The sequence below is a fragment of the Niastella vici genome (genome assembly GCF_002077945.1).
GTDB classification, from domain to species: Bacteria; Bacteroidota; Bacteroidia; order Chitinophagales; family Chitinophagaceae; genus Niastella; species Niastella vici.
In genome coordinates, this window is the sequence record NZ_LVYD01000045.1 from 77,448 (window position 1) to 103,834 (window position 26,387).

24 protein-coding genes are annotated in these 26,387 nt (G+C 44.6%); 17 read left to right on the forward strand and 7 right to left on the reverse strand.

What is annotated here, in order from left to right:
• Positions 1 to 61 precede the first annotated feature (61 nt).
• Positions 62 to 1,186, forward strand: coding sequence for a glycosyltransferase family 4 protein (locus A3860_RS15715; RefSeq protein ID WP_081147677.1), 1,125 nt, complete (start codon positions 62 to 64; stop codon positions 1,184 to 1,186).
• A gap of 47 nt (positions 1,187 to 1,233) precedes the next feature.
• Positions 1,234 to 2,088, forward strand: a complete 855-nt coding sequence (locus tag A3860_RS15720) for a fumarylacetoacetate hydrolase family protein (RefSeq protein ID WP_081147678.1) — start codon at positions 1,234 to 1,236, stop codon at positions 2,086 to 2,088.
• On the opposite strand, the gene A3860_RS15725 is transcribed toward A3860_RS15720, so the two are convergent.
• Both A3860_RS15725 and A3860_RS15730 read right to left on the reverse strand, forming a co-directional pair.
• Complete coding sequence (locus A3860_RS15725) at positions 2,085 to 2,507, reverse strand: DoxX family protein (RefSeq protein ID WP_081147679.1); 423 nt, start codon at positions 2,505 to 2,507, stop codon at positions 2,085 to 2,087. The two genes, A3860_RS15720 and A3860_RS15725, sit on opposite strands and share 4 nt — an antisense overlap.
• Positions 2,508 to 2,596: 89 nt before the next feature.
• Positions 2,597 to 3,184, reverse strand: a complete 588-nt coding sequence (locus A3860_RS15730) for a Crp/Fnr family transcriptional regulator (protein WP_081147680.1) — start codon at positions 3,182 to 3,184, stop codon at positions 2,597 to 2,599.
• Between the two features lie 180 nt (positions 3,185 to 3,364).
• Here A3860_RS15730 and A3860_RS15735 point away from each other — a divergent pair, with 180 nt between their 5' ends.
• Entirely contained in the window at positions 3,365 to 4,663 is a 1,299-nt protein-coding gene (locus tag A3860_RS15735; protein ID WP_081147681.1) for a BNR repeat-containing protein, read from the forward strand.
• 146 nt (positions 4,664 to 4,809) lie between these two features.
• On the opposite strand, the gene A3860_RS15740 is transcribed toward A3860_RS15735, so the two are convergent.
• Positions 4,810 to 5,781, reverse strand: coding sequence for a quinone oxidoreductase family protein (locus A3860_RS15740; RefSeq protein WP_081147829.1), 972 nt, complete (start codon positions 5,779 to 5,781; stop codon positions 4,810 to 4,812).
• 69 nt (positions 5,782 to 5,850) lie between these two features.
• Complete coding sequence (locus A3860_RS15745; protein ID WP_081147830.1) at positions 5,851 to 6,435, reverse strand: Crp/Fnr family transcriptional regulator; 585 nt, start codon at positions 6,433 to 6,435, stop codon at positions 5,851 to 5,853.
• 336 nt (positions 6,436 to 6,771) lie between these two features.
• Between A3860_RS15745 and A3860_RS15755 the strand changes: the two genes are divergently transcribed.
• The 4 genes from A3860_RS15755 (at position 6,772) to moeB (ending at position 9,895) form a co-directional block, all read left to right on the forward strand.
• On the forward strand, positions 6,772 to 7,713 hold the full coding sequence (locus tag A3860_RS15755; protein ID WP_081147683.1) for a PLP-dependent cysteine synthase family protein: 942 nt from the start codon (positions 6,772 to 6,774) through the stop codon (positions 7,711 to 7,713).
• A gap of 1 nt (position 7,714) precedes the next feature.
• Positions 7,715 to 8,140, forward strand: coding sequence for a Mov34/MPN/PAD-1 family protein (locus A3860_RS15760; protein ID WP_081147684.1), 426 nt, complete (start codon positions 7,715 to 7,717; stop codon positions 8,138 to 8,140).
• 135 nt (positions 8,141 to 8,275) lie between these two features.
• On the forward strand, positions 8,276 to 8,599 hold the full coding sequence (locus A3860_RS15765; protein ID WP_081147685.1) for a MoaD/ThiS family protein: 324 nt from the start codon (positions 8,276 to 8,278) through the stop codon (positions 8,597 to 8,599).
• A gap of 138 nt (positions 8,600 to 8,737) precedes the next feature.
• On the forward strand, positions 8,738 to 9,895 hold the full coding sequence (moeB, locus tag A3860_RS15770; RefSeq protein WP_081147686.1) for a molybdopterin-synthase adenylyltransferase MoeB: 1,158 nt from the start codon (positions 8,738 to 8,740) through the stop codon (positions 9,893 to 9,895).
• A gap of 21 nt (positions 9,896 to 9,916) precedes the next feature.
• On the opposite strand, the gene A3860_RS15775 is transcribed toward moeB, so the two are convergent.
• Both A3860_RS15775 and A3860_RS15780 read right to left on the reverse strand, forming a co-directional pair.
• Positions 9,917 to 10,630, reverse strand: a complete 714-nt coding sequence (locus A3860_RS15775; RefSeq protein WP_081147687.1) for a hypothetical protein — start codon at positions 10,628 to 10,630, stop codon at positions 9,917 to 9,919.
• 29 nt (positions 10,631 to 10,659) lie between these two features.
• Positions 10,660 to 12,879 (reverse strand): peptidase domain-containing ABC transporter, encoded by a 2,220-nt coding sequence (locus tag A3860_RS15780; protein ID WP_081147688.1) that lies wholly within the window; start codon positions 12,877 to 12,879, stop codon positions 10,660 to 10,662.
• 124 nt (positions 12,880 to 13,003) lie between these two features.
• Between A3860_RS15780 and A3860_RS41090 the strand changes: the two genes are divergently transcribed.
• The 5 genes from A3860_RS41090 (at position 13,004) to A3860_RS15800 (ending at position 18,787) form a co-directional block, all read left to right on the forward strand.
• Complete coding sequence (locus tag A3860_RS41090; protein WP_158085272.1) at positions 13,004 to 13,159, forward strand: hypothetical protein; 156 nt, start codon at positions 13,004 to 13,006, stop codon at positions 13,157 to 13,159.
• Positions 13,160 to 13,233: 74 nt separating this feature from the next.
• Positions 13,234 to 13,641 (forward strand): hypothetical protein, encoded by a 408-nt coding sequence (locus tag A3860_RS15785; RefSeq protein ID WP_081147689.1) that lies wholly within the window; start codon positions 13,234 to 13,236, stop codon positions 13,639 to 13,641.
• A 21-nt stretch (positions 13,642 to 13,662) separates the two neighbouring features.
• Positions 13,663 to 14,970, forward strand: coding sequence for a hypothetical protein (locus A3860_RS15790; protein WP_081147690.1), 1,308 nt, complete (start codon positions 13,663 to 13,665; stop codon positions 14,968 to 14,970).
• 53 nt (positions 14,971 to 15,023) lie between these two features.
• Positions 15,024 to 16,352: a hypothetical protein gene (locus tag A3860_RS15795; protein ID WP_081147691.1), complete on the forward strand. Its 1,329-nt coding sequence runs from the start codon at positions 15,024 to 15,026 to the stop codon at positions 16,350 to 16,352.
• Positions 16,353 to 16,378: 26 nt separating this feature from the next.
• Positions 16,379 to 18,787, forward strand: coding sequence for an outer membrane beta-barrel protein (locus tag A3860_RS15800; protein ID WP_081147692.1), 2,409 nt, complete (start codon positions 16,379 to 16,381; stop codon positions 18,785 to 18,787).
• Between the two features lie 22 nt (positions 18,788 to 18,809).
• Here A3860_RS15800 and A3860_RS15805 read toward each other — a convergent pair whose 3' ends face one another.
• The gene (locus tag A3860_RS15805) at positions 18,810 to 20,387 is read right to left on the reverse strand and encodes a hypothetical protein (RefSeq protein ID WP_081147693.1); all 1,578 of its coding nucleotides are present in this window, start codon (positions 20,385 to 20,387) and stop codon (positions 18,810 to 18,812) included.
• A gap of 216 nt (positions 20,388 to 20,603) precedes the next feature.
• Between A3860_RS15805 and A3860_RS15810 the strand changes: the two genes are divergently transcribed.
• The 5 genes from A3860_RS15810 (at position 20,604) to ilvD (ending at position 26,375) form a co-directional block, all read left to right on the forward strand.
• Positions 20,604 to 21,767: a 2-isopropylmalate synthase gene (locus A3860_RS15810; protein WP_081147694.1), complete on the forward strand. Its 1,164-nt coding sequence runs from the start codon at positions 20,604 to 20,606 to the stop codon at positions 21,765 to 21,767.
• Positions 21,768 to 21,890: 123 nt separating this feature from the next.
• A complete protein-coding gene (locus A3860_RS15815) occupies positions 21,891 to 22,094 on the forward strand; it encodes a hypothetical protein (protein WP_081147695.1) in 204 nt (67 codons plus the stop codon).
• A 59-nt stretch (positions 22,095 to 22,153) separates the two neighbouring features.
• A complete protein-coding gene (leuB, locus tag A3860_RS15820; RefSeq protein WP_081147696.1) occupies positions 22,154 to 23,269 on the forward strand; it encodes a 3-isopropylmalate dehydrogenase in 1,116 nt (371 codons plus the stop codon).
• A gap of 471 nt (positions 23,270 to 23,740) precedes the next feature.
• A complete protein-coding gene (locus A3860_RS15825) occupies positions 23,741 to 24,640 on the forward strand; it encodes a branched-chain amino acid transaminase (RefSeq protein WP_081147697.1) in 900 nt (299 codons plus the stop codon).
• Positions 24,641 to 24,689: 49 nt separating this feature from the next.
• Positions 24,690 to 26,375: a dihydroxy-acid dehydratase gene (ilvD, locus tag A3860_RS15830; RefSeq protein WP_081147698.1), complete on the forward strand. Its 1,686-nt coding sequence runs from the start codon at positions 24,690 to 24,692 to the stop codon at positions 26,373 to 26,375.
• Positions 26,376 to 26,387 lie beyond the last annotated feature (12 nt).

Genomic DNA, 26,387 nt, shown 5'->3' on the forward strand with positions numbered 1-26,387 from the left:
CTGGCCCCGGCTTAACCGGAACTGGTTTGGATATGATTTTTAAGAAATAACAAACATCAGAATGATGAAACCAAGGATCCTGTTTATTGTTCAGCTACCGCCCCCCATTCACGGCGTAACCACCATGAATCAGTACACTATAGAAAATCCCGGTTGGCGAACGAAGTATGATGTTAAAACCTTGCCTTTACACTTTGGTCAAAGTCTTGATGACATTGGTAAGATAACGTCTTTGAAGATGCTACACATGGTGGGCTTTATTTTCAGGCTCTGCCGCATTCTTATTCAATTCAGGCCTTCCCTGGTATATTTTACAATCGTCCCCACAGGAAAAATATTTTACCGGGATGCCCTGATAACCGCGTTGATCAAATTATTTCGCCGCCGCATCGTATTCCATTTGCATAAAAGAGGGATAGAAGAAATGGCCAATGGTTCGCGCCATAAAAAATGGTTATTGAGAAGGACCTTTAAAGGCGTAACCACCATCTGCCTTTCAGAAAAACTGACTGCGGATATCCGTACAATTTATGAACCGAAACCTTTTATTCTGCCCAATGGCATCGAGATCGTGAACAAGAGAAATATTGAGCGCAATAATGCGGCCCCCCGCATATTGTATCTCTCGAACCTGGTGATCAATAAAGGGATTGAGGTCTTTCTGCAAAGTTTGGTTGAGCTGCACAAGCTGGGCTGCCAGTTCCATGCCCGTATAGTGGGCGCTCCTGTTGATTATACCATTGAACAGGCAAAGAACTTTTGCAAAACAGCCGGCATTGAGCACCTGGTTGATGTGGTGGGGCCCAAATTTGGTACTGATAAATTTGATGAGCTGGAAGTGGCTGATATTTTCGTGCTGCCTTCTTTCACCGAATGCGTTCCCCTGTCGATATTGGAAGCCATGCAGTTTGGGTTGCCGGTAGTGGCAACTTGTGTGGGCGGCATTCCCGACATATTACAGGAAGGCGTGAATGGCCTGCTGATCCCTCCCGGCAGTGTAAAAGACCTTACTGTCCGGCTGAAACAACTATTAATGGACAAGCCCCAACGGGTACAAATGGGCCATTGCGCCCGTGAACGCTTTTTGCAGAAATATACACTCACAAATTTCTATGATAGTTTGACGGGTATTTTTGAGCAGGTATTGCATAATAAACCCCAAAAGCAGGAAAGCAGTGTTTCATAGAACGATATTCATTATTTTAGTGTAGGGAATAAAATACCTTACACATCATGAAGCTATTTAAAACAAGCAAAGGGACCTTATTACAGTTTAAAGAGGAATATTATGTGTTGCAGCACGAGTGGGATAAACTCATTAACCGTGATAATCTATATGCCTTTTTGCTCGGGGAATATTTGAATGGCAAAAAGATAACCGCTGCAGAGGCTGAGGAATGGCACCGTGAGTACCTGTTACCACCCATAGGCACACAGGAAGTGTGGGCGGCAGGTGTTACCTACCTGCGCAGCCGCGATGCCCGCATGGAAGAATCGAAAGATACCGGCGGGGCCGATTGCTATCAGCGGGTGTACGAAGCTGAACGCCCTGAGCTGTTCTTCAAATCATTGCCACACCGGGTGGCCGGTCATCAGCAAACAGTGTACATCAGAAAAGATTCAACCTGGAATGTTCCTGAGCCTGAGCTGGCATTGTACATTAATTCGGCCGGCGTTATTCAGGGCTATACGATAGGTAACGATATGAGCTCGAGAAGCATTGAAGGCGAGAACCCCTTGTACCTGCCACAAGCCAAGGTATACGAAAGAAGCGCCGGACTGGGGCCCTGCCTGTATATTACCGAACAGCCAATAGCTGCCGAAACCGGTATATACATGACCATTCACCGCAATGAGGTCAGGATGTATGAAGGCAGCACCACACTGAAACAAATGAAACGGTTGTTACCCGAGCTGGTGAGCTATTTGTACATGGAGTGTGATTTTACCACCGGTTGTTTTTTGATGACCGGCACCTGCCTGGTACCACCAACCGATTTCACCTTACAACCACGTGACCTGGTAACCATCAGCATTGACGGTATAGGTACGCTGGTGAATGTTGTGGACGTAAAGCCTGCGCTTTAACGCAAACAGAAAAACCACACCCAGGCCATATATACCGGCTGAAAGAATAAACGCGAGATGTTATACAGATTCGGTTTACTGCGCGCCACGAATATGTTGGCGGGAAATACTGCTATTAAAAGTAATAACAAACCGTAGGCGGCCCACATACGGGTTGCCGGAAAAAGCAATAAGATACCCAGAATGATCTCTGCTGCACCGCTGAGATAATTCATTGCCCGGCGGTAAGGCCAATGGGCCGGGATCATCGCTTCCAGTTTTTCGGGTTTGGCAAAATGACTGATGCCTACCAGTACAAACATCATGGTTAAAGCAAATACGCCTTTATCGGCCAGCGTAAGTAACCAGGCGCCGCCGGATACAGCACCTATAAAAAGGCCAATTAAGAAGAATACTATAAGTCCGATCAGGAATGCCATAAAATAAATTTGTGCCTGTAAAGTTGGGCATTGTATACGGCAAAAACGATAACCGCTGACAAAAAAGCGTACCGGTTTATTAACATAGGTTAATGCCTGTTCAGCCGGCTCAGTTTATTGCGGATGCGGCTTAGGCTGGGCGCCTGTATGCCCAGGTACGAGGCAATATAATGCTGGGGCAGGCGCTCGAGAATTTGCGGTTGAGTGTTTAATAATTCAATATATCTTTCTTCTGCGGTCTTTAATAGAAGCGATTTGTACGAGTTCATAGTCACCAGGTAAACATATTCTGCGATCAAACGGCCAAACCGTTCATAACGGGCGCCCATGTTATATAGTTCCTGCATTTTATTGTAGGAGAGGCAAAGTACTTCACTATCTTCCAGGGCCTGTACGTTATTGGCAGCAGGTTGCTGGGTAAGAAAGCTTTCATAATCGCCCAGCCACTGCCCTTCGAACATAAAATGGCCGGTTTGTTCCCGCTCCCGGTAAGTAAAATACATTCTGAACGCTCCTTTTTGCACAATGGCCATGTCGTGGGCTATTTGACCTTCCTTTACAAAAAGATCATGTTTGGCGATAGTACGGGCTTCAAGCTTGCTGATAAAGAAGATCATTTCTTCTTCAGAAAGCGAAGGCATTATGCGTAATAAAGATTCTTTGATTACTGTAAACATACTGCAAGTTACATAGCTTACTCCGACTTTATGTGTTTCAGGGTACCGGTTGCCGGTTGCCAGTTACCAGGACTTGAATTTCGATCAGTCACAAGATAGTCGGACTCTCCAAAATTTTTTGCCCGGTAACCGGTAACTGGAAACTGGTAACAGCAACAGTTTTTTCTTTATCTTGGCATCATGTACAAACTAATAACCGCATTCTTTCTATTTGCCAGCGGTTCAACGATTGCCCAAACAGGAGTACGCCTGTCAACAGCGGGCAGGGGATGGGCTGCCAATTCAGTTAATGCCGTCATTTTCCGGCATAACTCGCTTACCAGTTTTAACAATACGCAGTACATTGCCTATTACGATTCCGCACAGCGGCTGGTGATCGGGAAGCGATCGATCGGTTCTACCAAATGGACCTTGCAAACGACCCCATATACAGGTAAAGCCACCGACGCGCACAATACCATCAGCATAATTGCTGACGGCGAAGGCTACCTGCACGTTTCATGGGACCATCATAACAATGAATTGCGGTATGCCCGCAGCGTGCGTCCCGGTTCATTGAAACTGACTGATAAAATGCCCATGACGGGTAACAGGGAAACGAAAGTGACCTATCCGGAGTTTTACCGGTTACCCAATGGCAACCTGTTATTCCTGTACCGCGATGGCGCCAGTGGTAATGGCGACCTGATGCTGAACCACTATGATACCAAAGCAAAAAAGTGGACGCAGGTGCAAAGCGGCTGGATCAGTGGGGAAAATCAACGCAGTCCGTACTGGCAAATGGCCATTGATAAAGCAGGCACGCTGCATATTTCCTGGGTATGGCGCGAGAGTCCCGACGTTGCCAGTAACCACGATCTTTGTTATGCCCGGTCAAAAGACGGTGGCCTCACCTGGGAAAAAAGTACCGGTGAAAAATATACCCTCCCTATTACTGCCACTACGGCAGAATATGCCTGCCGCATTCCGCAGAACAGCGAGCTCATAAATTCCACCTCGATGAACACCGATGATGCGGGCCATCCGTACATAGCTACCTACTGGCGCGATTCATCGAGTACTGTACCACAATACCGGCTGGTTTATAATGAAGGCCAACACTGGATTGCGCAGCGGGTCTCTCATCGCACCACGCCATTTTCCTTATCGGGTGGCGGCACCAAACGAATACCCATTTCGCGGCCTCAGTTATTGATCGCGGACCTTAATGGCGCTGTGCAGGCCGTGCTCATTTTCCGCGATGCAGAGCGGAATGATAAAGTGAGCGTTTTGCAATGTAATGACATTACGCAGCGGAGATGGGAAGTAAAAGACCTTACCACTGAACCTGTAGGGTTATGGGAGCCCAGTTATGATACGGATAGCTGGAAAAAGAATAAGGTGTTGCATTTGTTCGTAGAACGGGTTGAGCAGGGCGATGCCGAAACCACGAAGGCCATTGAACCCCAACCGGTGCAGGTGCTGGAATGGAAACCATAAAGTATTACTATCCTTTACGCTTAAACCGCCGCAACCAGCGGCTGTCTTTCCATTTGTTACGAAACTGAAAAGCAAAGAATGACCAGGCGGCAATTAATAATGCAGCTATCATAGCGTTAATAGTAAAATGATTGAAAAAGGTTGGCTCAAATGGTGACAACGAGCCGGTGGCCGCCGGGCACTTCAAGGTCCCAAAGCTCAGCAAAGTGTTCCAGTTTCACCGAAATGGTATCTACGGTAAGTTTGCCGGCTGCTGCCAGTTGGAACATGGCAGGCAGAATTTCTCTCAACAATTGACCCACCTGTGCTTTTGTCCAGGAGCCCAGGCCTGAGCCGGTCAGCTGCAGATCAACACTGCGTAAAGTAGCTGCCGATAGCTGAATAAGATCGCCCGTTATACTGCCCACCGAAACATATCTTGTTTTATTGGTAAATGACCCGTTGCCCTGCAGGCAGGCCAGTATCATTTCGGCGGTATGCCCCCATAAATAATCAATGATAATATCAATGGGGGTTTGGGAATGGATCGCTGCAAGCTGTTGCTTAAAAGCATCATCATCCGCTGTAATCGCAATTGCGTCGTTGGCGCCCAGCGACAACAGATCATTTAAGGAAGAAGTGTTTCTGCCTGTTACGATCACCTTTCCGGCGCCATAGTGTTTGGCAATTTGTACGGCTACCCGGCCGGTAAATCCGGTGGCGCCATTGATGAGTACAACATCTCCTGGTTGTATACCTGCTTTGAACCGGAGCCCCATTGCTGCCCCAATAACGGCGTTGGGCAAAGCGGCTGCAGTAGCATCGGAGATTCCTTCAGGTAACTTTACCATTCTGTCTTTTTCAATAGTGGCTTTTTCTGCCAGCATACCACTTGCGCCAATGCCATATACGCGGGTGCCATCGGGCAACAGGCAAACCCCGTCGCCGCCAATTACCCGGCCATTTTCGGGTGCGGCGCTGCTTGAATAATGTTTGCCGGCAGCACGGCCTTTATCAAAATGTTTAATGGCTACTGCTTTAACAGTGACCAATACCTCCGATTCCTGGTTAACAGTTGGTTCGGGAAAATCTGCATATTGCGGCAATTCGCCTTTCCGGTACATTACGGCTGCTTTCATTTGTTTTGTTTTTAGTGACACAAAATTAGCCGGCAAGCCACCTGCGTACGATAACATATGTTATCAAGTTTAGAAATGCGATCTTCCTTTTGCCAGTTTACTTTTAATACGGCTCAGGTGCACTGTACTAACGCCAAGGTAAGAAGCAATATAATGTTGGGGCACCCGCTGAATAATATGCGGCCGCTTCTTCAGCAGGTTCTGATAGCGTTGTTCGGGTGTATCGCGTATAAAGGAAACGAATTCATTCATGTAATGGAGCTGCCGTTGCGCACTGATCTGTAACAGCATTTGTGCGAAAAAGGGTTCCAGGCTCAATTCGCTCATCAACCGGGTAACATGTTTTTTGGGTAATAAATAAATGACCGAAGGCTCAATGGTTTCAATGGTAAGCAGGCTTGGTACATTGTTTATAAAGCTGTCGAATGAGGTTAGCCCTTCCTGCTCAAAAAAGAACTGCACGGTTTTGTCGGTGCCATCTTTATTGAGAAAAGTTCTTACACAGCCTTTCTCAATAAAAATATAATGCTGTGACTTCTTTCCTTCCTGCAGTAGAACAGTCTTTGCAGCAACCTCGCGCCGTTGCTGAAAAGGCAGGTATTTATCCCAATAGGCATTTAATTGAGGGAATTTATTTCTGAAATGAAAAAACATGGATGAACAATTAGATAATGTGATAATATGATAATGTGATAATGGCTTTATGCGGGATGCTTGCGATTTATCGGTCATCACGAATTTTATCATTATCAAATTATCGAATTTTCAAATTATCACATTCGGATTTACCTTTTTTTCCGTATATTTATAGTGTAATCTACCAAATGACCATAATTATCAAATACAAGACCTGTTGTTGTTGCTGTTGTAAGCAAAAGGCGGTTATTAGGGTGGAGGATAGCCATACCTTGATTATATAATAATTTATATATACACATTATTAAAGCTCCCCAGTGCATCGGGGAGCTTTTTTTATTTAATAACTTTTCTATGTCAACTGTAATTTCGACATCAACCATAGATTTACAATTGTTGCGGAGTGTGCAGCAACTGGGCACGCAAATTGGCCATACGCCCCTGCATCGCATTACCCGCCTGTTCAATAAACCGGGCGTTACCGTTTATGCCAAAAAAGAGTGGAAACAATTATCGGGGAGTGTAAAGGCAAGGGCTGGTTATGCTATTTTTAAAGCGGCCATTGAAAACGGTTCACTGACCAAACAAAAAGCATTGCTCGATGCTACCAGCGGCAACACCGGAATTGCCTATGCCACTATCGGTGCCCGGTTAGGGGTTCCGGTTACTTTATGCCTGCCCGAAAACGCCTCGCCCGAAAGAAAGGAAATTCTGCGATCGCTGGATGCTGAGATCATTTATACTTCCCGTTTTGAAGGCACCGATGGTGCGCAGCAGGTGGCCCGGGCGCTGGCTATGGAACAGCCAGAGGCCTATTATTATGCAGATCAATACAGGAACGACAATAACTGGAAAGCACATTATCATTCCACGGCGCTGGAAATATTTGAAGCGCTGCCTGGCATTACCCATTTTGTTGCCGGGCTGGGAACCTCCGGAACATTTACCGGCACCGGCCGGCGGTTAAAGGAACTGAACCCCGCTATTCGCCTTACCTCGTTGCAACCCGATAACCCCTTGCATGGGCTGGAAGGCTGGAAGCATATGGAAACAGCCATTGTACCCACTATATACGATAGTACCCTGGCCGATGACAATTTAGAAGTTGGCACCGAAGAAGCCTGGGAAATGATAAAAGCGGCTTACCATTATGAACAGCTGTTGTTGAGCCCATCCGCGGCAGCCAACCTGGTGGGCGCCTTGCAGGTAGCGGAAAAGCTCGATCATGGCGTGGTGGTTACCATACTGCCCGACAATGCCGATAAATATAAAGACATCATAAAAAAACTATTGTAACATGATTGTACTTGACAATGAAGCACAAAGAACGATCGTGCAGGATGCCGTGGATACATTCCCCGATGAATGTTGCGGCTTTTTATACGGGCACGAAGACAGCAGTGGCCGGCGGTACATTACCGAGGCCCATGTAGTAAAGAATGTAAAAGATGGCGATAAACGCCGGCGTTTTGAAATTGCCCCGCATGATTACCTCGAGGCGGAGCAATATGCCGAAGCGCACCAGCTCGAGTTGCTGGGCGTGTATCATTCGCATCCCAATCATCCGGCCATACCGAGTGAGCACGACCGGGCCGCGGCGCAGCCTTTCTTTTCGTATGTGATCATTTCAGTGAACGATAAGGAACCCGGGCCCATTCGCTCCTGGCGGTTAAACGACGACTGGCAGTTTGAAGAAGAAAATAATCACTTACTGGCGCAGTGAAGCGTGAATGATGATTGGTGAATGGCGGCCAAACCAAAGAACTGAAAAACTTACAGGAACCCAGAATTAATAACATCCCAAATTTATAACCAACCCTTTTTCCCCTTTAGGGGGCGAGGGAGTAAACAAAAAAACATGGCAACAGTTATTATTCCAACCCCATTACGAAAATTCACCAACAATACGGCAAGGCTTGAGATTGAAGCCGATACCATTGCGAAAACAGTTTCTGCCCTCACGGTTAATTTTCCTGATCTCAAAAAGCACCTGCTTGATGACCGGGGGCAGATCCGTTCATTTGTAAATATCTTTGTAGGAAATGACGACATTCGCAATCTGGAGCAGGAAGACACTTTTGTAGCGCCCGATGCGATTATAAGCATTGTTCCTGCAATAGCAGGCGGGGCAATCGTGAATGTTGCTGTTACCGGTTGCCTGTTACCAGTTACCAGGACTTGAATTTCAATCACTCTGTAAATAGTCGGGCTCTCCGAAATTTTTTGCCCGGTGTCCGGTAACAGGTAACTGGTAACCTGAAACTTGAAACCTGTAACAGACACAAAGAACCTTATTCCTACATTTGTTAATTGATCAATCATGAGCAACCAGATAACCTTTTCAAAAGAAGAACTTGCCCGGTATAACCGGCATATCATTATACCCGAATTTGGGCTGGCGGCGCAACAAAAATTAAAAGCAGCCAAAGTGCTGGTAGTTGGCTCCGGCGGATTGGGAAGCCCGGTATTGCTGTACCTGGCGGCTGCCGGTATTGGCACCATTGGTATTGTTGACTTTGATGTGGTTGACGACAGCAACCTGCAGCGGCAGGTATTGTTTGGGGTGAATGAAATTGGCAAACCTAAAGTAGAAGCAGCCAAACAACGGCTGCAGGTATTGAACCCGCATATTGAATTTGTGCTGTATAACACCCAGCTCACTTCACAGAACGCATTGGACATCATTAAGGATTATGATGTAGTGGCTGATGGAACCGATAATTTCCCCACCCGTTACCTCGTCAATGATGCCTGCGTATTATTGGGCAAACCAAATGTATATGCATCCATCTTTCAGTTTGAAGGGCAGGTGTCTGTTTTTAATTACCGCCATGCCAATGGAGAGCTGGGGCCGAATTACCGCGATCTGTATCCTACGCCACCGCCCCCCGGGCTGGTGCCCAGCTGTGCCGAAGGCGGCGTATTGGGCGTATTGCCGGGCATTATCGGCAGTTTGCAGGCGCTTGAAGTTATTAAAGTAGTTACGGGAGTAGGGGAGCCGCTGGTTGGCCGTTTTTATATTTTTGATGCCCTCAGTTTCGAGAGCCGTACATTTAATATTTCCCGCCGCGACGATAATCCCTTAAATGGTAAGAACCCCACTATTACCACACTCATCGATTATGAACAATTCTGCGGCGTGAAAGCGGTTGAAACACCGGTGAAGGAAATTACCGTTAAGGAGCTGTATGAGCTACAGGTAAAAGGCGAGCCCTTTCAACTTATTGATGTACGCGAGCCTTATGAATACGAAATTGTAAATATTGGCGCCGAACTGATACCGTTGGCAGCAGTAGCCGAACATGCTGGCGACATCAGTAAAGACAAACCCGTGATCGTTCATTGTAAAATGGGTGGCCGCAGCGCCAAAGCCATTCGTGAGCTGGAAGAAAAATTCGGGTTCACGAATCTGTATAACCTCAAAGGCGGCATACTGGCGTATATCGATGAAGTGAAGCCGGAGTTAACGAAGTACTAAATTGAAACAGGGTATCGGTTTTTAGTCGAATATCCACTGTAAAATACTTCGTTGTTTCTGTATAACGGTGGCGGTTGCCTTCATACCATGGTATAATGGGGCCAGTTCGGCCAGCTTTTTTAAACTGTTGCTTTCTGGTGTTAACATCACCATATGTCCTTTACCAGCTTCAGCTATAAGGGATGCATACAAAATCCTGCTTTCTGCAGCAAAGTTATTTCCTGTAGTTTCTGGCAGTTTAATGAACACTTTCGCTGAATGTAACAGGTTCTGTGGTAGTTGCCCGTTATAATACCCCACCGCAGTTACCTTAAACAGTGGATCAATGATTGGCAAAATAGTTGCCAACGTGTCACCGGCTTTTACCTGGTTGGTATTGAATAGCTGGTTGTTTGAATGGATGGTATAACCAGTGCAGGGGGAAATAACATACCTTTTCAATTGTTCCGGTGCAGATACAACCAATAACGTATCTCCTTTTTTTACCTGTTGTGCCCCGGTTAATTTATTCACTTCCACGTTGCCGCTGGCATCTGCTGTTACATAAGTAGCTTTGTCATTACCAATTGTTACAGGGAAACTGATGGTTTGATCATACGGAATGATCGCTGCTAAACACAACAAGGCTATTATCGCTAACAAAACCGTAAGTACCCCCCATTTCATTATCCAGGTGGGCGTTTTGTCTAAAGCATCATGGTTGAAGCTATCCTTTATTTCAATTTCTTGTTCCATTGTATCGAAAACGTTTAGTAAGGGAAGATTTATACACCAAGCTCAAGCTGGTTCTTTACCAGGTTAAAATAGGATCCTTTTACCGATATCAATTCATGATGGTTGCCGGCTTCGATGATCCTTCCGCTTTCCATAACCAGTATCTGGTCGGCGTTTTTAACGGTGCTAAGGCGGTGAGCTACTATTACCACTGTTTTATTCCTGAAAAAGTTCTGAAGATTTTCAATAATAGTACGTTCGTTGTTTGCGTCAAGTGCATTCGTGGCTTCGTCAAAAAAGATATACTCAGGGTTTTTGTATACGGCCCTGGCAATAAGCATCCGTTGCTTTTGTCCCTGGCTTAACCCCATTCCATCTGACCCTATTTTGGTATTATACCGCAAGGGGAGTGTTTCAATGAAGTCTTTTATATTCGCTACAGAGACTGCATGCAATAGTCTTTTTTTGTCAATGTCGTCAAATCCCAGGGTAATATTCTTTGCTATGGTATCAGAGAAGATATAGCCATCCTGCAAAACAACTCCGCATTTGCTTCGCCAAAAATCCTCATTGATCGTGTTGAGGTTCAGGTTGCCTATTAATATAGATCCGTTTGAGGGTTCATAGAATTTTAATAAAAGCTTCAGTAATGTGGTTTTGCCGCTGCCACTGAGCCCTACAATGGCCGTTACTTTTCCTTTGGGTATGGTGATGGAGATATTATTCAGTACGTTGAAATAGTGTGTTCCGCCATATTTAAAACTAAGATTTCTGATAATAATGGAATCATTGACTAAGTATTCGTCGGTAGCAATAGGTGGGGTGGCCCCGGCTTGCTCAGGGTCGCCTGCATGAATTTCGCCTATGCGTTCTATACTAATCCTGGCATCCTGGTATGCATTTAAGAACTCCAGTAAATTAAATAATGGAACATTTAATTCACCCACAATAAACTGAACTGCCAGCATTTCGCCCAGAGACATTTTATTACTGATCACAAGGCTTGAACAAATGAATGTTGTAGCAATATTTTTCAGGGTATTAATAGATTGAGCGCCTACCCGCTGAAATTGTTCAAGGGTAAGGTACTGTACGTTTACCCTGAACAACCGGGCCTGTATGGCCTGCCATTCCCACCGTTTATGTCGCTCGGCATTCTGTAATTTAATATCGTGCATTCCGTTTATGATCTCTACCAACTTCGACTTGTTGTTGGCTAATTCGGAAAACCGCTTATAATCAAGTTGTTTTCTTTTTCTTTGGAAGTAAGATATCCAGCCTAAGAATAATATGCCCCCGGTCACAAATACCGCAAAGATCAATGGGCTATAGTAGATAAGCAGGCAGGTGAAAACAAGGAAGGTGAATATCGAAAGAATGAACCTAAAGGTTCCGTTGGTGAGAAAATCTTCTATTCGCTTGTGGTCATCAATGCGTTGTAATAAGTCGCCCGACACCCTGGTGTCGAAAAACCGGAGTGGTTTGCGCATTAATTTTTTGAGGAAGTCAGATATAATAGATGTATTCACCCGGGTGCCAACATATAATAATGTCCAGCTTTGCACCAGTGAGATAATGGTTTCAGCAATAAAGATCACTATTTGCCCAATGAGTATAAGATAAACGAAATTAATATCCAGGTTACCTATACCGGTATCTACAATGCTTTGCGTAAGAAAGGGAAAGGTTAATTGTAATAAGGTGCTTACAAGCAGGCCAATCGCTAAATTTATCAGCGGTTTGCGATGTTGTTTGAAATGCACTAATAAGTACCGGTAGCCGGTTTTTATTTGACTGGTTTTGGGCGTTTCGAGGTCTTTTTCATAAAACACCGTTGTAGGCTCCAGTACAATGAGAATGCCAAAGTCTTCACCATGTTCCTTCCCGCTTGCCCACCCATTTAAAAACTCCTGTCTGTTCAACTTTTGTTTGCCTTGTTCGGGGTCGGCAATATAAACATGTTTTTGGGTGATCTTATATACTACTACAAAATGATTTTGTTTCCAGTGAGCAATGCATGGTAACTGTATTTGTTTTTCCAGAACGGAAAAGGAAGCTTTCAATGCAACAGAATTGAATCCCAGTTGCTCGGCAGCGTTATTGATACCCAAAACCGATACGCCTTCTTTGCCGATGTTGCAAAGATCGCGTATGTATGACAGTGGATAGTCCTTTTTGTAAAACCGCGCGATCATTCTGATGCAGGTGGGGCCGCAGTCTTTGGCATCGAGCTGTTTGAAGAAAGGAAAGGTGTTTGGGTAAAATTGCATTTTTGAAAAAGTATATAGATATGTTGATAAAATATATTCGAATATATGTTATAGTTATTAAACTACAATATCCTAAATTTAGTAACTATTTAATCAATTTCATTAATCAAAAAAATCTTGTTTTATGAGTCAAGAGAAAGAAGTAAAGAAGGTAGACCCTAAAGAGTTCCTTGGTGCAAAAGTAATTTCTCCATTGGAGCAGGAAAAATTAGTTGGTGGCGTTTCAAGTGCTGTTAAAGAGAAAGAAAAAGAGAAAGAAAAAGAAAAGTCAGTAAACTAAACCGTGATTATGCAGATTGACCCTCAAGGTCAATCTGCTATTTTTTTTGGGGCATAAACCGATAAACCTTAGCTATGATCTCTACAACTCATGCTACCAGGGAAGTCATGCGCGAAAGTGATCGTGACGTTTATAATACGGCTACCGGAACGCATACCCGCATTTTCGATCTATACATGACAGAGGCCAATGGGCATTACGTTAATACACTTCATTATATTCATTTATTTGATCCCATTTTTACCGATACGGTAAATCAATTAATAACCGGCCAACTTGGTTCCGCTTTTTCTGAAGAAGCTGATGAAAAGAAATGGAATAGGATAAACAGCAGTGCCGATACCGGCGGTGAGTTGGGAATTTTGGTAGCAAATGGCAGCATCACCATCAACTACACGGGCCATAAGGAACGAAGTACGTTTACCATTGAGCTTTTAAAAAATTTAATTAAAGACATTGATGAGCGGCTTCAGGGCATCTGAAGCCTTTTTAAACCTTTTCTTATGTTAACAAAAAACGAGGTTATTGCCTCTGCTGACCAAAAAATAACGGCTGCATGGTGGAACGAGTTTTTGCTGCAGTGTAAAAACTTTACCGAGACTATTGTTATTCCCGATGTATTATCTGACAGGGATTGTACTGATATGAGCATGATGACGCTTGATGCAGTGCGGGAGATCTGTAACCGCCAGGCCGGTAACTACGATTTCAGGTATTACCAGGGAACCGAGGCTATGGATGAAGAATACCTTAAGAAGAACATATACCCATTTCCCCCTATGCCGGGAGAAACACTTACTGCCTGGGCCGAACGGGTTTTTCCGGGGCAAAAGTTCGGGATCATCTTAAACTATGGAGAAAAATTTTCGCCATTGCTTGCAGAAACGCTTGGGCGGTATGCTGCGCCATTACTTCAGAAAATAGGGATTCCCGTCAATGGTACCTGTATAACCATTTTCATTGGTAATTACGGGTATACGCCGCTTGGTATTCACCAGGATCATAAAGGAGAGAATGTGATACATTTTCATTTGGGGCCAGGAGGTAAAGTAATGTATAACTGGGAGGTAGATGAATTCAAAAAGTTGGGTGGGCATCAGAATTTTATGGATGTACAGAAGATGTTGCCTTACGCCACTGAATTCCCGTTTAAAAAGGGTGACATATTCTATATGCCATGGAATAAGTTCCATATCGGGTATTCAGATGAGCTTTCTATAGGGGTTACATTATGGTTCAATAATATTACCCGGAAGAAAATGATCAACAAGCTCATTAATTCTATTCAGCTGCAATATATTGACCAGGAAGACGACACAATTACAAAACCTGAGAAAGATATTAATGACCTGCAGGGGTTTAAAGAAATAGAAGCGCTGATCAAGTATGATGATGACATTCAAAATTTAACTGTCGGGCAGTTTTTCAAACATACGTATAATGAGTATATGCAGGCGCTGTACAGTAATGGCGGATGGCGTGCACGGCCATTATCGCTTGAGCAGGAAGTAAACTACAATGAGAACGAATTTGAACATTTACACGGAAAAGTTATACAGCGGGTCTCCCCATTCATCTTTCATTATAAGATCAGTTCCGACAATAATAAGTTGTTCGTGTACTGCCGGGCTTCAAAGATTGAAATAAACTATCATCCTGAATTGATAAACATCATTGAAAAATTAAATTCAGGGGAAAGCTTTGTGACAAATGACCTGGTTGCCGGGTTGGCGAGGGAATGGCCCGAAGAGGCCGGACTGTATTTTCTTTCCCTCCTGTATAATAAGCGGGGAATACAAATAATCGACTAATGTAGTGCGCCCGAAGGTAGGGCGCCCATCTTTAATTGTTAATTGCCTTTACCATGAATGCTACAAGTCCTGAAATTGTGTCAAATAAAATAAACGTCCAGGCTATAAAAATAAACGATAGCTGGTGGGAGCTGTTTTTAGAAAAAACAAATCATTTTAAAAATACCACAGTTATTAAAGATGCCATTTCCGGCATTGAGTGCGACGAAATAAAAGAAATGGTGGGAAAGGTGATCAGGGAAGTTTGCCGGGCTAAGACAGATAATTATGGGTTCAGAATATTTGTTGACGGAGTTAAAGTGAAGGGAGAAGAGCTGGAAAGCCTGGTTTTTCCCCAGCCACCCCTTATGAATGAGGACCTGCAAAGCTGGGGCGAACGCCTTTTCCCCGGAAAAAAAATAGGGATGATCATTAATTCGGGCGAAAAATTCTGTAATGAATTGGCTCAACGGTTAGCAGTGTATGCAGCGCCGTTACTTGAAAAAGCAGGCATACCATTGAATGGATTGCATTCAACCATTTTTGTAGGTAATTATGGGCTTACACCGCTCGGTATACATCAGGATCATAGAGGCGCCAATGTAATACATTTTCATGTGGGGCCCGGTGGTAAAATAATGTATACCTGGAATGAACAGCAGTTTAACGAACTATTGAAAGGAAGAAATAAAAAAGACGTTCCTGTTGAAGAATTATTGCCACACGCAAACGAGTTCCCGTTTGGGAAAGGTGATATTTATTTTATGCCCTGGGACCAGTTTCATATAGGGCATTCCGATGAGTTTTCAATTGGGGTTACCTTATGGTTCGATAACCATGTGCGGAATTATGTGTTGAATAACCTGCTGGAGTCGTTCCGGGTGCAATATCTGAATATGGAAGATACAACCGTTACAGTTCCTGAACAATCGCTTAACGACCTTAAAGGATATGCCGATATCGATGCCGTACTTAAAATAGATCAGCATTTGGCAAAAAAGACGTTTCCTGAATTCCTGAAGTTGGTGTATGAGGAATACATGTTCTCTTTATTCAGCAACCAGGGTTGGAGTTCGTTGCCGCTCTCACTTTCGGAAGAGATCAATTACGACGAAAATGATTATGAGTTCCTGGCCGAAAAAGAGATCAGGATCGCGTATCCCTTTAAGATCTTGCATAAACACATTCAGGAAGTTCAAAAAGTACAGCTTTTTGCGCGCGGATCGAAAATTGAGTTAAACTATCACCAGGAGATCATTGATCTGGTAAATAAGCTCAATGAAGGTATTGTATATAAAGTTTCGTCGCTTGCGGCCCAGGTATTTAAAGAACTCCCTGCAGAAGTTGCCTTATATATATTGTCATTGCTGTTAAACAAAAGAAGTATTGAATTGGTCAACTGATGGGGCAACGCTATAACTAATATTTAATGAGAAGCCTACTTACTGTTGCTTTCATAACATTAGCCTGTTCATTGTTTTCACAGGAAGGAAGAAAGTACCGGGTTCGCGGAGTTGTTTATGACGGGGCAATACAAAAGCCATTGACCGCTGTAACAATTACCCTTTCACGGGAAATTCCTGCTATGAAACCCAGGACGGTGATAACCGATTCTGCCGGTAAATTTATTTTCGATCAGGTTAATGCCGGAACATACAAGCTTGTATTATCTGACATTGTACATAAAGAGTGGCAACGGACCGTATCGGTAGTTACTGCCGATATTGACCTGGATACGATCTTCCTTAACAGTAAGATAACCACCCTGGGCGAGATCACCGTATCATCGAAAAAGCCTTTTATTGAAAGGCGCATCGATAAACTTGTTTTGAATGTAGAAAGCAGTCCTGTTTCGGCCGGCGGATCAGTAATGGATGTATTACAAACCTCTCCGGGGGTTACCGTAAATGATAATATTATTTCCCTGAAAGGGCGAAAAGGAGTGACCATTATGATAGATGGACGGCCGAGTACGCTTTCTTCTTCAGATATTGCCAATATTCTGCAAAGTTTACCTGCTAATGCGGTAGCCCGTATTGAGATCATTGCAAACCCTTCGGCGAAATATGATGCCGCGGGGAATGCCGGCATTATTAATATCGTCACTAAAAAAATACGGGTGAAAGGATTTAATGGTACTGTAAATGCGTCGTCGGGATTTGGCGTTTACCCGAAATACAATGGGGGCGGCAGCTTTAATTATAAGAATGACCAGTTTAACTTTTTTGGTAACTATTATATAAATAAGAGTACAGGCTTTAACCGCTATACCAGTAAACGGATAATTGATAGTATTGTTTTTGATGAATCGGGAAGATCAAAAACGAACAGTACCGCACACAATTACCTGGTGGGCATGGATTTTCAGGCAGGAAAAAGAAATGTGATCGGCTTCTCCATGACCGGAAATTTTTCAGACAGCCGGTTTAAGGAAGATTTCAATACAGATTTTGTTAAGGAGAAGAAAGATTCTTCTTTGCTGGTAGATAACCTAACCAATTCCGATTATAATAATATGTCGTGGAACCTGAATCACGACTTCAGGATCGATTCATTGGGTAAATTACTCTCTACCAACGTCGATTATTCGCGGTTTACCTGGCATAACGGCGGCTTGTATAATAACACCTATCTGAGCCAGGACGGCCTGCCAATGCGTGACCTGGAAGCACTCCGGAATAACAGTGAGGTGCTAATAAAGATTGGAAGCGTTAAAGTGGATTATACGCACCCGGTAAGTAACAAAAAATTGACCATTGGCGCCGGTGTTAAAACCAGTTGGGTACGAACCGACAGCGATATTCGTTTTGAGTCAAAGAAAGGAACGGTGTGGCAGGAAGACCCCGGAAAAACCAATCACTTTATTTTTGATGAATATATAACGGCTGCTTATGTTAATGTTAGCAAGAAAATAAATGATTACGAATTTCAGCTCGGATTACGCGCCGAGCATACCCACAACAAGGGCAATTTATTGACCGGGAACATAATAAATACCAATGATTACCTGAAGTTATTTCCTTCCCTGTTTATAAACAAAAAGCTGGATGAGTCGCAGACCATAAATTTTTCATATGGAAGAAGAATTAACCGGCCTTCTTACGAAGATCTGAACCCGTTCATTTACTATAACTCACCTTATTCGTTTTATCAGGGAAATTCTTTTTTGCGACCTGAGCTTACCAATACGCTTGAGTTAGGGTATTCATTGAATGATGAACTGCTGGTGTCAGTGAGCTATAGTAATACCAAAGATTATTTTACCTATTTAACCTATTTGAACGATACAACTAAGATCTCAAGGGAAACCATTAATAATTTCAAACGGTACCTTAGTTACGGTACCAGCATCTCGCTCGATAAAGAGCTTACGAATTGGTGGCATTTGTCGGCCAACCTGGATGTATTTTATGAAGAATATACCTCTTTTTACCACACCCGGGATTTTAAAAACACCCTGATAAATGTAAACGGTAACCTCTCTAATGACTTTTCATTTGCCGGCAATAACAGCATTGTTCTCACGGGTATATACAGGTCGCCCTCTATTGATGGCATCAGGAAAAATTATGCGCGTTATAGAATGGATGCCGGGTATAAAAAAAGCTGGTTGAATAAAAACCTCATCCTGAAGTTAGCTGTGCGGGATATTTTTTATACCTACAGGAAGAATGGCAACAATAGGGCAGAGAACCTGAATGTGGAATTTACCAACAGGAGCGATAGCAGAGTGTTTTCCATAGACCTTACCTATAAATTCGGAAATCAAAAATTGAAAGCGCGCAAACCGGCAAGGGGTAACGAAGATGAATTGCAAAGGATAAAGGGAATGAATTAAGCAACCGGTAACCGGCCACCCTTTAGGATGCCGGCGGATCTTCCACTGCTTTCCTTTTCATCCTGCTCAAAAACTTCTGCCGGATAACTATCTCAGTAGCCGGAATATTTTCCATTTTGCTTTCGAGCCAACTGATGATATCGAGATAGGCAAAGGCGCGTGTTTCGAAGCGGTTCGCCTGTAATTGTTTTAACTGTTCCAACAGTTTGGCGAACTCGGGCTTTAACTGGCGGGGCGACAAATGGAACGTACGGCGCAAAAAGCGAAAGATCTCTTCTTCCACCACACTGAGGTTACCCATTTTCGCCATAAACCGGTATACCGATTTGAACAGGTATTCAAGCAGCTGAAAATTCCCCAGCTCATAATGCGCTATCAGGTGCAGCAGGCGGCTGTAGCATTGCAGATCAGTACGCAGGTCAACCTTCCAGTTAATGATCTTGTTGAGGTAATCGATGGCTTTCTCATACTGGCCGCTGCCAAAATACAGGGAAGCGATCTTATAATAGAACACCAGAATGCGGTGGCGGTCGAGGTAGATCTCGTATTCGTGCAATTTTTCTTCAATATAAGGCACCAGCAGCAGGCCTTCGGTAAAGGTGCCTTCCATAAAATGCTTGTTGATCTTGCTTACGTTGAGGTAAACAAAGACCTGAATGCGGTTATTATGGTTGTTGACAACCAGGTCGCTTTGGGCGAACGCCTCGAATTTCTCAAGGGCCTCCTTCAGCTTGGTATAGTTCTGCAGATCGAAATGGGCGCCCATGAGGTTGTGCATGCCTTTGATGTAATGGGCGGTCTCCACTTCTATCATAAATGGCTCTTTTTCAAATAATTCTACCCATTTTTGCGTATACCGGTAATAAAGCAGGAAATCCTGTCGAATAAAAGCATACCAGCAATAGCTCTGGTACCGGTACAGCCGCTCGTAAAAGCCTTTGGCCTCATCGGCCCCCGGCGGGTAATGCTGGTCGAAGAACTGCTGGATCTCCTTTTCGTCGTTCTCGTCGCGGGCATGGCCATGTTTTATGTACCAGCTGTACAGCAGCAGCGACAGGTTACTCAGTTTGCTCACCATTACCAGGCGGCGGTTGGTTTCGTCCACATCACAAACAAGCTGTTCGGCGCGGTCGGTCATACTGCGCGTAATATGCAGAGCCTCAATCTTTTTCTCGAAAAATAACACCTGTAGTAAATAGGTGATCTGGTTATTGGCCCGGGCCAGTTCCTTCATGCGGTCGAGCATCTTGAGGCTTTGGAGGTACAGCCCCTTGTTGTACAGGATACGGGCATGGTCCATCATCTCATGCAGTTGAATATCAATGTTGTTCTCGTTCTTGATAAGCCGTAAACTGCTGAGTATCTGTTTATATAGATGAGCTTTTATGTTCGAAAGCTGCTGCTTTTTTAAGTCCTTATACTTACTCAATAGTAAACTTTCGTCGTAAGTATCCATTTTGTCAAGGGCGTCAAAAAGCTGCACGATCTTCAGGTTTTCACTCGAAGAATTGCGTTGAACATAAAGCTTGAAATTACGTTTCTCTGACTTTTCCAGCGACTTTACCAGCTGAAATAAGGCATCTGTAGATCGGTTGGGCATCGTAATCGAAAATCTTTAAAATCCTTGACCAACAAGGGTTTGCACCAGGTTGGTAACATTTAAGTAATGTAAATTAGGTACAAATTTGGTTTTAATGGTTGAATAAACAGGAATAATTTCGGATCAGCAGGTTGTTTTTCTCATTTATAGCAAGCAACAAAAAAATCGAACAGCCTGCTTTTTTTAAATAAAATCCTACTTTATAGAGAGATACCTATGCCAAAGAACAAAGTCTATATTTTCGACACAACATTGCGCGACGGCGAGCAAGTGCCAGGCTGTAAATTAAATACCAAGGAGAAGATAGAAATTGCTTTGGCGCTGGAAGAACTGGGTGTAGATATTATTGAGGCCGGTTTTCCCATATCATCACCTGGCGACTTTAAAAGCGTGAGTGAGATTGGGGCAGTGATAAAAAACGCCGTTATATGCGGTTTAAGCCGGGCTGTGCAAAAGGATATAGAGGTGGCTGCCGAGGCGTTAAAGACGGCCAAAAGGTCTCGTATTCACACTGGGATCGGAACTTCCGACTTCCACATCAAATCGAAATTCAACTCAACCCGTGAAGACATTTTGCAACGGGCTACCCAATGCGTAAAATGGGCGCGGAACTTTACCGATGATGTTGAGTTTTATGCCGAAGATGCCGGCCGCACCGATAACGAATATCTGGCCCGCGTAGTAGAAGCAGTTATTGCTGCCGGCGCTACAACGGTGAACATACCCGATACAACAGGTTATTGCCTGCCGCATCAATATGGTGAGAAGATCGCTTACCTCATCAATAACGTGCCCAATATCGACAAAGCGGTGATCAGCTGCCATTGTCATAACGACCTGGGCCTGGCAACAGCGAACTCTATTGCCGGCGCCATGAACGGGGCACGCCAGATCGAGTGTACGATCAACGGACTGGGGGAAAGAGCAGGTAATACTTCGCTGGAAGAGGTGGTAATGGTGATCAATCAACACCACTCGCTCGGTTTCTATACCGATATCAAAACACAACAATTGAACCCATTGAGCCGGCTGGTTTCCGATACCATGCGGATGCCGGTTCAACCAAATAAAGCTATTGTAGGCGCCAATGCATTCTCACATTCATCGGGTATTCACCAGGATGGATTCCTGAAAGATGCACAAACCTACGAGATCATCAACCCCGAACAGGTTGGGGCAGATGGCAGCAAGATCGTATTAACAGCGCGCAGCGGTCGCAGCGCTTTGGCCCATCGCTTTCAGAAGCTCGGTTTCCAGTTTAACCGGAACGACATTGACGTGTTGTATGAGCAATTCCTGAAAGTTGCTGACAGAAAGAAAGAGGTAGAAGATGAGGACCTGAAGGTATTGGCCAATCAATACCAGACCGCCACAGTGTAGTGAGCAGTATTTTCTCATAATCATGTAGTTTTTGTTACGCGTGGTGCGTCTGCACCACGCTTTTTTCCAAAACTACCATTCGCCAGCCGGCGAACGAGCAATGAAAAAAGGAAAGAAAGAAGAATGAAAGAAGGGTCAAATAACGGTGATAAAACAGCATGTCTCTGCCAGTTGGCGGAGTATACGACCCTCAATAGCTGCACGTACAATCAACAATTACCAATAAAAGTCAAGAAAGAGCGCCTGCAGCCGCAGGTATTGATTGAAAAGAAAGCCAGTCTGTATAGACGGTATTCCTTTCAGAACAATATGCCTGTGCCTGTATAACGCCGGGTGTCAGAAGGAGAAACAGGGACCGACCAGTCCGAGTTTTGAAACTACATTTTATGGAAAAGAATATTGTTGTTATAGAAGGTGATGGCATAGGGCCTGAAGTTACCCGACAGGCAGTAAAAGTATTGAATGCCGTTGCCGAGCAATTCGGTCATGAGTTCCACTACCGGTATTGCTTAATGGGTGCCGATGCCATTGATAAAACCGGCAACCCGTTACCCGATGAAACCATTGAAGCCTGCCTTAACAGTGATGGAATATTATTTGGCGCTATCGGCCATCCCAAATACGATAACGATCCTTCCGCAAAAGTTCGCCCCGAGCAGGGCTTACTGAAACTGCGGAAAAGCTTACAATTGTTTGCCAACATTCGACCTGTAATCACGTACCCCTCACTTCAACATTTGTCTCCTTTAAAAGCACAGCAATTAGAAGGAGTTGATTTTATAATTTTCAGAGAGCTGACCAGCGGCATTTATTTCGGCAAGAAAGAGTTGAGCCAGGATGGTAACAGGGCTGCTGACGATTGCGTATATACGCGCGAAGAGATCGAACGCATTGCCCACCTCGCATTTCAGTATGCAGGAAAGCGCCGTAAGAAATTAACGCTGGTCGACAAGGCCAATGTGCTGGAAACTTCGCGCCTGTGGCGCAAAGTAGTGCAGGAAATAGCTTTACAATATGCCGACGTGAAAGTTGATTTCCTGTTTGTTGATAATGCCGCCATGCAGATCATCCTGAACCCGAAACAGTTTGATGTGATACTCACAGAAAATATGTTCGGCGATATCATCAGCGATGAAGCCAGTGTGATCAGCGGTTCACTGGGTTTGTTGCCCTCGGCATCAGTTGGTACCGGTGTAGCGTTGTTTGAACCTATTCATGGTTCGTACCCGCAGGCTGCCGGTAAAGACATTGCCAACCCGCTGGGATGTATTTTGTCTGCAGCCATGTTGCTCGATCATTTCGGACTGGCCAAAGAAGCGGAAGCGGTGCGGCTTGGTGTTGAATGGACACTAATAAATGGCTTTGTGACAAAAGATATTGATCCTATTAATTTTTATTTCACTTCAACCATTGGTGAGCTGGTAAGTGATTTTGTTGCGAACCGTATACCGGGCGGGGTGAATAAGGCTAATATTGAATTAAGAAAGTCGACGATTATATAATTAGCTAATGTGCTGATAACAAGGAGAAGTAGGAGGTAAGAGGTAAGAAGTAGGAAGAGGTAAGAAGGAGGGAGGAATGCTGGAATGTAGCGAACAATCATACTTCATACTTCATACGTCTTACTTCAGAGGCTTAGGATCCAGAATACAGATTTTTTTAAAAAAGCTCTTTATAATTCAAACGGCGGGTGTATATTTGTGACACACGAAGTCCTCTTATGCAAAAAAGCAGCATCAATAACATCATCTCTGTCGTAACTGCAATAATTATTATTGTGGTGGTGGTGATTATTCCTGCAACGCACGGAGGTGGTGTTTAACGTATACAAAGAATCAAAATAAACGACCCGCCTCCAACGAGGCGGGTCGTTTGCTTTTAGGGGGTGCTGAGCGAGTTGAAGCATGTGACCCGGGTTACGGGCGGGCCGGGAACTGAATTATTGAAGAACCTTATTATAAATAAATTATTAAATGGCATACTATCAGGATAATACGATTATTTGGCTCAACGGCGCTTTTGTAAAAGCGGCGGAGGCAAAAACTGACTATTACAGTCAGTCATTGCATTATGGCTATGCGGTGTTTGAAGGCATCAGGTCGTACCAGACTGCCGACGGCGATACAAAGATCTTTAAAGCTACTGAGCACTATGAGCGCTTGCGCAATTCGGCCACTGCCCTTAACATGCCCTATGGCTGGGATACCGATGAGATCATTGAAGCCACTTACGAAGTATTGAGCCGCAATAATCTTCAGAACGCATATATCCGTCCTGTGGTTTATGCGCCGGCCAATATGAGCTTCAACCCCAATAAAGAATCCTATCTCCTGATCGCAGCCTGGGAAATGGGGCTCTTCCTCGGAGAAAAATTATTACGCGTAATGACCTCTTCCTTCCAACGCCCCAATCCCAAAGGATTTCGCATTGAAGCCAAGGCCAGCGGTCATTATGTAAATTCCATCCTGGCCAGTCAGGAAGCAAAAGCAAAAGGTTTCGATGAAGCATTGCTCACCGATATGAACGGTTATGTTGCAGAAGGCCCCGGCGCCAATGTTTTCTTTGAGAAGAATGGCAAACTGTATACGCCGCCAACCGGCAACATTTTACCCGGCATTACCCGCGCTACTGTAATAGAGATCTGTGCAGAACTGAATATACCGGTTGAAGAGCGTTTGTTCACCACCGATGAACTGAAACAGGCCGATGCCGCATTCTTTTGTGGTACCGCTGCAGAAGTGATCGGTTGGGAATCGTTCGATGAGGTAAAATTCCCGGCTACCTGGAATGATACGCTGAGTAGAAAGATACAGTTGGTATATAAAGAAAAAGTGACAGCGGCAGGAAAAGAGGAATTATCAAAAGCAGGGTAAGAACCAAAAAAATAAAAAGTAAAATCCAAACTTATAACAGTCGAATAGAATGGCAGAAATAAACAAATATTCAAAGACACTTACGCAGGATGAAACACAGCCTGCTGCTCAGGCCATGTTGTATGGCATTGGCTTAACTGATGAAGATCTGAAAAAAGCACAGGTAGGCATTGTCAGCATGGGTTACGATGGCAACACCTGTAACATGCACCTGAACGACCTGGCAAAAATTGTGAAGGACGGCGTGTGGAGCAATGACCTGGTAGGTTTGATCTTTAATACCATTGGCGTTAGCGACGGTATGTCGAACGGAACCGATGGGATGCGCTATTCACTGGTGAGCCGCGATATCATTGCCGACTCCATTGAAGCGGTTTGCGGTGCACAATATTATGACTCATTGATCGCCATACCTGGCTGCGATAAAAATATGCCGGGCTCTGTAATGGCAATGGGCCGGTTGAACCGCCCCGCCATCATGGTTTACGGCGGAACTATTGCACCCGGTCATTATAAAGGCCAGGACCTGAACATTGTTTCTTCCTTTGAAGCATTGGGACAAAAGATCGCAGGTCAGTTAAGCGATGCCGACTTCAAAGGCATTGTAATGAACAGCTGCCCCGGCGCCGGCGCCTGCGGTGGAATGTACACGGCCAATACCATGGCCTCGGCCATTGAAGCGTTGGGAATGAGCCTGCCTTATTCCTCTTCGAACCCGGCCCTAAGCGATGAGAAAAAGAAAGAATGTCTGGAAGCGGGTAAGGCTATCCGTAACCTGATGGAAAAAGATATCAAGCCCCGTGATATCATGACCCGCAAAGCTTTCGAAAATGCCATCACCACCATTATGATCCTGGGCGGAAGCACCAATGCGGTATTACATATGATCGCCATTGCAAAAAGCGTGGATGTGCCATTGACGCAAGACGATTTTCAGGCTATCAGCAACAAGATACCTATGCTGGCCGACTTTAAACCCAGCGGAAAATACCTGATGCAGGACCTGCACGAACATGGTGGCCTGCCTTCAGTAATGAAATACCTGTTACAAAAAGGACTGCTGCATGGCGATTGCCTCACTGTAACCGGTAAAACCCTGGCCGAAAACCTGGCCGGCGTTCCCGATCTCGATTTCAACAAACAAAAGATCATTCTCCCCCTCGAGACGCCGATAAAAGCTACCGGACACTTACAGATATTGTATGGTAACCTGGCCGAAAAAGGCAGTGTGGCCAAGATCACCGGTAAAGAAGGCGAACGTTTTGAAGGACCCGCCCGCGTATTCGACGGCGAGTTTGAGCTGATTGCCGGTATTCAAAGTAAAAAAGTACAACCCGGCGATGTAGTGGTGATCCGTTACGTAGGCCCCAAAGGCGCACCCGGTATGCCTGAAATGCTGAAACCAACGGCTGCGCTTATTGGTGCGGGTTTAGGTAAAAGCGTGGCCCTCATTACCGATGGCCGTTTCAGCGGTGGTACGCATGGCTTTGTGGTAGGGCACATTACACCCGAAGCGTATGACGGTGGTGGCATTGCACTGGTAAAAGATGGCGATATCATTGAACTGGATGCAGTGAAGAATACCATCAACCTCAAGATCAGTCCCGATGAGCTGGCAAAACGTAAAGCAGCCTGGAAGCAGCCTGCATTAAAAGTAAAAAAAGGAATTCTCTATAAATATGCGAAGCAGGTAAAAGATGCTTCGGAAGGATGTGTAACCGATGAAGCGGAATAAACGATGCCGTTA